We start from the raw sequence: 8,624 nt of genomic DNA, 5'->3' as shown, positions 1-8,624 counted from the left end.
GCTGTGCCACCACCGCGCACCCAGGCTGCCGACACACCCGGTCGCGCGCCTGGACGAACCGGGTCAACCCGGATGAGGCGAACCGTCGCCGAGACACTTCCAGCACCTGCCCGGTGGGGTCGGTGATCATCCGTCGCCAGGTGGCGTTCTGGGCCAGTTCTCGCGCGTACTCGGCGGTGATGGGCCCGATCCCGCTGATTTCTCCGGGTTCCTGGTTCAATCCCATCAACGTGGTCATCGGCACCACCACGTTCACACTCACCGACGGCCGGTCGACCTGTTTGCCGCCGATCAGGTCCATGAACACATCAGCCCGCGCCGTCGCGAGGTTCCGGCTTGTTCCTGTGGCGTGTCCGGCGAGCAGGTTGATGTGCTGGTACGCCAACTCAGCCTCGTGTGGCTGCAAGTGGACAGTAAGACTCGAGGTCCCGTCGGCCCGGTGCCAGCGGGTGACATCCCGCTGGGCTTTCACCGCCAACCGGCGCTGTTCAGCGCCTTGTGGGTCCGCGCGGATGACTTCGCGCCGCAGGACGTGCTTGAACCGGGTCAGGTTCTCTTGCTTCCCGCCCGCCAAGACCCGTTTCTCCACGTGTGCGGCCTGGTCGTCGTCCAATTCGGCGGTGTACTCCCGCACGGCCTTGGCTCGCATGACGTCGATCTCGCCGGTGGTCAGCGCCGACACCGTCCCGGGCAGGCGGGTCACCAACTCCTGGGCCTCGTGCAGGTGTTTGGCGGTGGTGTGGGGGCTGACCGCTAGTTCCATCGCGATCTCTTCTGCCGCGCCGTCTCCGATGGTGATTCCGTTGCGTTGTGGCGGGGTTAGTTCCGCGAACCGGGCATACGCTTGCATGATTTCGCCGTCGATCTGGTTACGTCGCCGGTGACGGTCTATCAAATAGTCGAGAACCTGATCTCTCGCCATGTCAGTGAGCGGGATTTGTGGTGGTTGACCTACTGGCCGGAATGGAACAGCGAGCTGTTCGGGCATAAGTCCAGTTTATCGGAAACGGTGCTATTTTACCAGCGTGGGCCACGGTTGAGTTACGGTCTGCCTACTTGTGGCCTGCTTGTCGCTGGGGCTGGTTTTAACGGATAATGTCTGATTGCTTTGCGCTGTTGGTTGCGTTGGAGTGCGGTTTCCAGCCCGGGGTTCGGTTTCCGGCGCTGGGTGCACTGTGTTGGTTACGTACCAGCCCGTTGTGTGCTGGTTCAGAGTCCCTGTCAGAAGGTGGTGACGTGCCGGTTGAGGTTTGGGGCCCATGTTCCGTTTCACGCTCGGCGATCTGTGGGTCGATTCCCATACCGCTCAACTCAGCACGAGCATCCAGGTACGGGCCTGGGCGACCGCTTCGGGTGTGACCTGGTGCCCGCCGGGGTGGCGGTGGACCGTCACGTCGGCGTCCCGTTCGCGCAGCCGCGCCACCAGTTGGTCCGTGGAGGCCAGGGGAGCCATCGGGTCGTTGGCGCCGTTGGACAGGAAGATCCTGGAACCACTCAGGTCCAGCGGCGGTGGGTCCGGCACCGGCAGCATCGCGGCGAACGCCACGACCTCGGTCAGCGCGTCCGGCCGCAGCAGCGCGACCGCCGCCGCGATGTTGGCGCCGTTGGAGAAGCCGACGGCGACCATCCGCCGGTCGGCCAGCTTGTACTCGTCGCGGGCGTCGAGGATGAAGTCCGCGAGCTCGTTGGCGCGCTTGACCACGTCCTCGTGGTCGAAGACACCCTCACGCAGCCGCCTGAACCACCGGGACATGCCGTTCTCGCTGACCTGCCCGGCAGGCGCGAGCACGTCAGAACCGGGACTCAGGTCCGCGCCGAGGCCCCGCAGGTCGGCCGGACGCCCGCCCGTGCCGTGCAGGAGCAGCAGCACGGGCTTGGCCCGGTCGTCGCCTTGCTGGAAGAAGTGGTTCAGCTTCATCGGGCGGCCAGCTTCTCGGCGACCTCGGGGTTGTTCTCGTCCGGCAGGTCGAGCTTGGCCAGCCCGGCGGCGATCTGGTCGCGGTCCGGCTCCAGCCACGGCGGCAGCTTCAGTGCCCGGCCCAGCTCCAGCAGCGGTTCGTCCGCGGTGAAGCCGATGTCGTCGGTGGCCACTTCCAGCAGCGTCCCGCCCGGCTCGCGGAAGTAGATCGAGTGGAAGTACTGGCGGTCCAGGATCTCCGTCACCTGCACGCCCTTGCCGACCAGCTCCTCGCGCCACGCCTGCTGGGTCGCGTCGTCCGGCACGCGCCACGCCACGTGGTGCACCGTGCCCCCGGCCACCAGGCCGCTCGGCGCGTCCGGTGTGACCAGGACGTCCACCAGGGCGCCGGGGCCGCCGTCGCCCGCGGCGAAGCGGAGCCGGTTGTCGTCCTGGTGCAGGAAGGTCAGGCCGAGTCCGTCGGTCAGCATCTCGGCGGTGGCGTCCTCCTGGGACACCGACAGCGTCACCGAGTGCAGGCCGCGGATGGCGTGCTCGCCCGGGATCAGCGGGGTGTCCCACGGGTTGCGCGGGTCTGCCTGCTTGTGCGCGACGAGGGCGATGGTCAGGCCGTCCGGGTCGGTGAAGGTCAGCGTGTCCTCGTCGTCCCGGGTGGTGATCCGGCTGGTCCGCACCTCGACCTCGGCGAGGTGGTCCTGCCACCAGCCGATCGAGTTCGCCGGGACGGAGAAGGCCGTCGTGGTGGCCTGGCCGGTGCCGTGGCGGCCCGCGGCCACGTCGTTCCACGGGAAGAAGGTCATGATCGTGCCGGGGCGGCCGGCGTCGTCACCGTAGTAGAGGTGGTAGACGCTGGGCTGGTCGAAGTTGACCGTGGTCTTGACCAGTCGCAGGCCGAGGGTGCGCGCGTAGAAGTCGACGTTGCGCTGCGGATTGCCCGCGATGGCTGTGACGTGGTGCAGACCCTGCGTCCTGATCGCCATGACTGCCTCCTGGGGTGACTGTGCCGGAAATCTATCGTGGAAACATCTTGCGCGCAAGATATATTCCGGCGAGGGATTCGGGGTAGGGTGGGCGCATGCCGGACGTCGGGGATGACGAGATCGTCACGTGGTGGGGCCTGGTCATCGAGGGCTACCAGGCCACGCAGGAACGCCTGCTCGCCACGATCGCCGAGCACCTCGGCCTGGCCCCGGGCCCGTTCGACATCCTGCTCAGGCTGCTGCGGTCACCGGGCTACCGACTGCCGATGACCCGCCTGGCCAAGGAAGCCGCGCTGAGCAGCGGCGGCTTCACCAAGGTGGCCGACCGGATGACCGAGGCGGGCCTGATCCGCCGTGAGCCCAGCGAGACCGACCGTCGGGTCACCCACGTCGTGCTGACCGACCACGGCACCGACATGGCACGCCGCGCCCGCAAGATCACCGCCGAGGTGCTGCGCGAACGCGTGCTGGAACCGTTGGGGGAGAAGCGGTCGACGGAACTCGCCGAGTCCATGCGGACGCTTCGTGACCACTAGTGTCCTGGCAGTGCGCGGGTCAGCCTGACCGGGTCGGAGAAGATGTCGATGGCGGTGATCCGCTCGTCCACGACGGTGAAGCTCATGATCGAGACGAGTTCGTCGCCGACGCTGTTGACCAGCCCGGCCACGCCGTTGACCATAGCGGGTTGGGCGGTGGCGATGGTGGCCATGCGCTGGAAGGTGTCGGCCTGACCGGCCACTGCCGCCGCACCGCGGATGACCCGCATACTGCCGCTGTCGACGCGGAGCACGACGTCGGGGTCCAGGATGGCCAGCAGGCCGTCGAGGTCGCCGCCGCGTGCGGCGGTGAGAAACGCGTTCACCACCCGGCGCTGCGTGGCCGGGTCGGGATCCGGCGCGGGCGCGGCTCCCCGCACCTGCCGACGCGCACGGCTGGCGAGTTTCCTGGCCGCGGCGGGGGTGCGGTCCACGACCGGGGCGATCTCCTCGAAGGCCATGCCGAACATGTCGTGCAGGACGAAAGCGAGCCGTTCGGCCGGGTTCAACGACTCGAGCACCACCAGCAGCGCCAGTCCCACCGAATCGGCGATCAGCGCCTGCTGCTCGGGGTCGTCGGTGCCTTCGCGGCTGACCACCGGGTCCGGTAACGCGTCGAGCGGGTGTTCCTGCCGGATCCGCCGGGTGCGCAGCATGTCCAGGCAGACCCGGCCGACGACGGTGGTCAGCCAGCCGCCGAGGTTGCCTATCTCGCCCGGCTCGACACGGGCCAGCCGCAGCCATGCCTCCTGGACGGCGTCGTCGGCCTCGGTCAGCGAACCCAGCATGCGGTACGCGACCGCCCGCAGGTGTGTGCGGTGTTCCTCGAACTGCCGGGCCAGGAAGTCCATGTTCGTCCCCTCGGGGTGAGTCGTTCATGACTCTGACGAACGGGACCGTCCGAATGTGACCACACGTACCCGGTCACATTCGCGAGGCGCCATCCGTCAGGGCGGCAGTGGAGTCAAACGAAGGGAACCCCCATGGCCCAGCCGCGAATGTCCAACCCGACCGCTGTCGTCCCCGAGCTCGGCGAGGTCGTCAAAGCTCTGTTCAAGGCGACGAGGAACGGTTCGGTCCCGCCGACCACGATCAGCCTGGTCCAGTTGCGGGCCGGTCAGATCGTCGGCAACACCTATCTGACCGTCATGCACACCGACAACCTGCGCAAGGCAGGGGAAACGGAGGAACGCATCACCGCTGTCTCGTCGTGGCGGGACGCCTTGTCGTTCACCGATGCCGAACGGGCCGCGTTGGCTCTTGCGGAGGCCGTGCTCACCGCGAACCCGTACGGCGAAAGGGTGTCTGACGAGTTGTACGCGCAGGCGTCACAGCACTACGACGACAAGGCGTTCGTCAAGCTCATCACGGCGATCGGGCAGGTCTGCTTCTTCATCCCGTTGGCACTCATCGCGAAGCCGCTGCCCGGAGTGGCGCCTTCGCAGGAGTGGCAGAACTGATTCGGCGTTCCGCGCCCCCTGTCCTACGATGATCAACAGGACGTGGACAGGGGGAAACGCGGTGCGAATCATCGTTGTCGGCGGCGCGGGCACCATCGGACGGCGGCTGGTGCCCGCGCTTGACCAAGCAGGACACGAGGTCGTCGTGGCCGGGCGTACCTCGGGCGAGGTGCGCGTGGATCTCGTCGATCACGCCAGCATCGAGGCCATGTACCGCGAGGTGGGCCCGGTGGACGCGGTCGTGAGCATCGCGGCGCACGGAGCGCTCGACGACTTCGCGACGCTCACCGCGGACGCGTTGGCGGAGAACATGCGCGCGAAGTTCTTCGGGCAGGTCGACCTCGTGCTGACCGGGCAGCACCACTGCGCGGACGGCGCGTCGTTCACCCTGACATCGGGCATTTTCGCCGACGAGGCGTGGCCGCGTGTCACCGGCGGCGGCGTCATCAGCGGGGCCCTGCACAGTTTCGTGCTTTCCGCGGCGATCGAACTGCCCCGGGGCATGCGGGTCAACGTCGTCAGCCCCACGCTGGTCAGCGATTCGGTCGACGCCTTCGACTCGCACTTCCCGGGCATGCGGCCGGTGCCGATGGAGGAAGTGGTCGGGCACTACCTCCAGTGTGTGGATGGCGGCGACACAGGTCAGATCATCCGCGCATACGGCTGAGACACCTGTCGCTGCCGCCCGTGAAACCTGCGAGCGCCTCAGGGATGAGGGCTTACCCGGCCATCTCGTTCAACGACGTCACGAACCGCGCCACCGTTGCGGGGTCGGGCATGACGTCGCCGTACAGCCGGGACACGATGACCATGTCGTCGTCGCCGTGCCCGTCGAGCGCCGCGATCCAGCCCGAGCCCTCGTCCCATAACAGCGCCAGATCGCGGCCGGGGAACTGGTCCAGCCGTTCGTCGAGCGCGATGTAGGCCTGCGAGGGCCTGCTGGTGTCCAGGCAGCACGACTCCATGCCGATGCCCAGCCTTCCCGCGACCGACGCCACGTACGCCCGCAGGCCGCGACTGTGCGTGTCGTAGTCGTCCACGAGCGTGTCGGTCATCGCGTGCCCTCCCATCGACTGGCCACATGAGAACATCTAGATCGCTTGTCCAAACGCGGCGCGGGATGGACACATGGACGCGTCAACCAGGGGTGGTGACCGCGCGGCTGAGCCAGCCGATCAGGTCGTCCAGTTCGTCGGCGCGCTCGGCCACCCAGGTCAAGGCGTGCGGCGTCCACAGCACGTCCTCATCGGACAGTGTTCGGCTCGCGATGATCGACCTGTGGCGTAACAGGTTCGCGTGCGGATGGTCGGCCGGGTACTCGCGGGGTGTGCGTTTCATGACGTCGCCGGTGATGTCGTAGCCCTTGGTGCGTAACGACTCCAGGATGGCGGCGAGCTTGGCTCCCTCGGTGTCGACGGCCGCGCGGTACCGCGGGACCTGCCCGGGGTCGGGGTAGTGCCACGCGGCCTTCACGTGCAGCCCGTCGAGATTGAGGCGGACGACCAGTTCGACGCACCGCGTGAACCGGACGATCCCGCCCTGGTTCTGCCACCAGAACGGCTCTTTCCCGTAGCCCCACACGGAAAAGTCCTCGTAGCGCGGGTCGCTGTCGGCCAGGTCGGCCAGCAGGGCGATCATCGGACGGCGGACCAGGCTTTCCCTGTCCTTGCGCAGTTGCTGCCTGGTTTCCGCCGACGGCAACCCTTCCAGCTGCGTCAGCACGTCGAGCGCCTGACGCGGCCATCCGGTGAACTGTTCCGTCATGCGCCCACTTTGACACAGGGGTACGACACTGGCTCTCGAAGTGCGCGGATGAGCAGCCAGCCGAACGCCGGGAGCACGATCAGCGGCGCCAGTGCCGTCTGGAGCGAGGTGGCGTCGGCGATGGCCCCGATGACCGGGCTGGCCAGGCCGCCGACGCTGACCGTCAGGCCCAGCGTCACGCCACTGGCGGTGCCGAGATGCCGTGGCAGGTAGTCCTGGCCGAGCGTGATGTGCAGGGAGAACGGCACGTACAGGCAGGCGGAACTCAACGCCACGAACAGGAACAGCAACGGCCCCGGCACGAACACGACACCGGCGACCGCCAGCACTGTGATCGCGTAGGACCACTGCACGACACGCAGGCGCCCGTATTTGTCCGCCAGCCGTCCGCCTGCGACCGTCCCGATCGCCCCGCCGAGGTACAGCACGAACAGGGCCGCTGTGCCGACAGCGGTTCCGCCGCCCACCCGTTGGCTGGTGTAGAGCGAGACGAACGCGCTCAACCCGATGAAAACGATGGAGCGGCACATGATCGCGCCGGTCAGCCGCCCGAACGACGACCAGTCGTCCGGCCCGGCCTCGGCCGCGCGCGTCTTGGCGTCGACTTGCGACGGCTTCATCGACCGGAGCGCGGCCACCGCGAGCACTGAGCCGATCACCGCGGGGATCACCAGCAGCGGCGAGGCACCCAGGCCTCCGGTGGCGACCGCCGCGGCCACCATGAGCGGGGCAGCGGCGAACCCGAGGTTCCCGCCGAGGCTGAACCAGCCCATCGACGTGTGGCTGCCCCGGCTGGCCATGCGCGCCACCCTGGCCGCCTCCGGGTGGTACGCGGCCACTCCGATGCCCGAGAGCGCCACGAAGACGAGCGTGAGCGTGTACTGCTGGGTGATCCCGCACAACGCGATGCCGACACCGCCCGCGAGAGTGCTCACCGGGAGCAGCCACGGCATGGACCAACGATCGGTCAGCGCACCGAAGACCGGCTGCACGACCGACGACAGAAGCGACGCGGCCAGCACGATGCCCGCAGCGGCGGCGTAGGTGTAGGCGCGTTCGGAGATGAAGTACGGGACCAGGGCCGCGACCGCCCCCTGGTACACGTCCACACAGGCATGTCCGGCCGACAACAGGGTGACCGGGCGATTCTTGAGCATGGCTGTCAGCATTGCCGCGACCGGGCTGGCCCACTTCCGATAAATTGCCACACTATGCCGGAAATCCGCCACATGCCCGAGGCGCCGACGCACACACGCAAGCTGGAGCCGTCGGCGACCATCGACGCGCACCGGCACGACGACCACCAGATCGTGTACGCGGGCTCAGGTGTCGTGGCGGTGACCACGGACGCGGGCACCTGGTTCGCCCCGGGCACCCAGGCCATCTGGGTACCGGCCGGAACCGTGCACGAACACCGCGCACACGGCCACGTGGAACTGCACCTGCTCGGCCTGCCTTCGTACACCAATCCGCTGAGCCTGCTCGAACCCACGGTGCTAGCCGTCAACCCGCTGCTGCGAGAACTGATCATCGCCTACACGAGCGGGCCGTCCACGGACAACGCCGAACGGCGGCGGATGCGTGCCGTGCTGCTGGACCAGCTCAAGGCGTCGCCGCAGCGGGCCGTGCAGCTCCCGGCGCCGCGTGATCCACGGTTGGTCGAACTCTGCGCCCTGCTGCTGGACGACCCCGCCGACGCGCGCACGCTCGGCGAACTGGGTGGGGTGGTCGGCGCGGGCGAGCGGACATTAAGCCGGTTGTTCCAGTCCGACCTCGGCATGACGTTTCCGCAGTGGCGCACCCAGTTGCGGCTGTACCACGCCTTGCGGATGCTGGCCGACGACGTGCCGGTGACCGCCGTGGCCCACCGGTGCGGATGGTCGTCGGCGAGCGCGTTCATCGACGTCTTCCGCCGCTCGTTCGGGCACACCCCAGGCGCTTTGCACCGCGCGCAGGCGTAGCGTCG

At 68.1% G+C, this 8,624-nt stretch carries 11 protein-coding genes; 4 read left to right on the top strand and 7 right to left on the bottom strand.

Going from position 1 to position 8,624, the window contains the following annotated elements:
* From ALI144C_RS03375 to ALI144C_RS03365, 3 genes are all read right to left on the bottom strand, one after another.
* Nucleotides 1–850: DUF222 domain-containing protein (locus tag ALI144C_RS03375; RefSeq protein ID WP_168211159.1), on the bottom strand; the 850-nt coding region annotated here is incomplete at its 3' end.
* A 456-nt stretch (nucleotides 851–1,306) separates the two neighbouring features.
* On the bottom strand, nucleotides 1,307–1,918 hold the full coding sequence (locus tag ALI144C_RS03370; protein ID WP_076985501.1) for an alpha/beta hydrolase: 612 nt from the start codon (nucleotides 1,916–1,918) through the stop codon (nucleotides 1,307–1,309).
* Entirely contained in the window at nucleotides 1,915–2,898 is a 984-nt protein-coding gene (locus tag ALI144C_RS03365; protein ID WP_076985500.1) for a ring-cleaving dioxygenase, read from the bottom strand. Before ALI144C_RS03365 ends, ALI144C_RS03370 begins: the two co-directional genes overlap by 4 nt.
* Nucleotides 2,899–2,993: 95 nt before the next feature.
* Here ALI144C_RS03365 and ALI144C_RS03360 point away from each other — a divergent pair, with 95 nt between their 5' ends.
* Nucleotides 2,994–3,434, top strand: coding sequence for a MarR family winged helix-turn-helix transcriptional regulator (locus tag ALI144C_RS03360; RefSeq protein WP_076985499.1), 441 nt, complete (start codon nucleotides 2,994–2,996; stop codon nucleotides 3,432–3,434).
* On the opposite strand, the gene ALI144C_RS03355 is transcribed toward ALI144C_RS03360, so the two are convergent.
* Nucleotides 3,431–4,285: a sigma-70 family RNA polymerase sigma factor gene (locus ALI144C_RS03355; protein ID WP_076985498.1), complete on the bottom strand. Its 855-nt coding sequence runs from the start codon at nucleotides 4,283–4,285 to the stop codon at nucleotides 3,431–3,433. The genes ALI144C_RS03360 and ALI144C_RS03355 overlap by 4 nt on opposite strands.
* A gap of 132 nt (nucleotides 4,286–4,417) precedes the next feature.
* On the opposite strand from ALI144C_RS03355, the gene ALI144C_RS03350 reads away from it, so the two are divergent.
* Together ALI144C_RS03350 and ALI144C_RS03345 are read left to right on the top strand one after the other, a co-directional pair.
* Nucleotides 4,418–4,894, top strand: a complete 477-nt coding sequence (locus tag ALI144C_RS03350; RefSeq protein ID WP_076985497.1) for a carboxymuconolactone decarboxylase family protein — start codon at nucleotides 4,418–4,420, stop codon at nucleotides 4,892–4,894.
* A gap of 61 nt (nucleotides 4,895–4,955) precedes the next feature.
* Nucleotides 4,956–5,561 carry a short chain dehydrogenase gene (locus tag ALI144C_RS03345; protein ID WP_076985513.1) on the top strand — a complete coding sequence of 202 codons (606 nt, stop codon included), beginning with the start codon at nucleotides 4,956–4,958 and terminating at the stop codon, nucleotides 5,559–5,561.
* Between the two features lie 52 nt (nucleotides 5,562–5,613).
* Here the strand turns inward: ALI144C_RS03345 and ALI144C_RS03340 are convergent, their stop codons facing one another.
* The 3 genes from ALI144C_RS03340 to ALI144C_RS03330 all read right to left on the bottom strand — a co-directional run bounded on the left by ALI144C_RS03340 (nucleotide 5,614) and on the right by ALI144C_RS03330 (nucleotide 7,815).
* Nucleotides 5,614–5,949: a DUF6292 family protein gene (locus ALI144C_RS03340; RefSeq protein ID WP_076985496.1), complete on the bottom strand. Its 336-nt coding sequence runs from the start codon at nucleotides 5,947–5,949 to the stop codon at nucleotides 5,614–5,616.
* Between the two features lie 82 nt (nucleotides 5,950–6,031).
* Nucleotides 6,032–6,658, bottom strand: coding sequence for a DUF2461 family protein (locus ALI144C_RS03335; protein WP_076985495.1), 627 nt, complete (start codon nucleotides 6,656–6,658; stop codon nucleotides 6,032–6,034).
* A complete protein-coding gene (locus ALI144C_RS03330) occupies nucleotides 6,655–7,815 on the bottom strand; it encodes an MFS transporter (protein ID WP_083752671.1) in 1,161 nt (386 codons plus the stop codon). The genes ALI144C_RS03335 and ALI144C_RS03330 overlap by 4 nt, the downstream gene beginning before the upstream one ends.
* Nucleotides 7,816–7,869: 54 nt before the next feature.
* Between ALI144C_RS03330 and ALI144C_RS03325 the strand changes: the two genes are divergently transcribed.
* Nucleotides 7,870–8,619, top strand: coding sequence for an AraC family transcriptional regulator (locus ALI144C_RS03325; protein ID WP_076985493.1), 750 nt, complete (start codon nucleotides 7,870–7,872; stop codon nucleotides 8,617–8,619).
* The last annotated feature ends 5 nt before the right edge of the window (nucleotides 8,620–8,624 follow it).

This window comes from Actinosynnema sp. ALI-1.44 (assembly GCF_001984155.1).
Taxonomy (GTDB): domain Bacteria; phylum Actinomycetota; class Actinomycetes; order Mycobacteriales; family Pseudonocardiaceae; genus Kibdelosporangium.
Note: the sequence above shows the minus strand (reverse complement) of the source record. Positions and strands in the feature narration are given on the sequence as shown.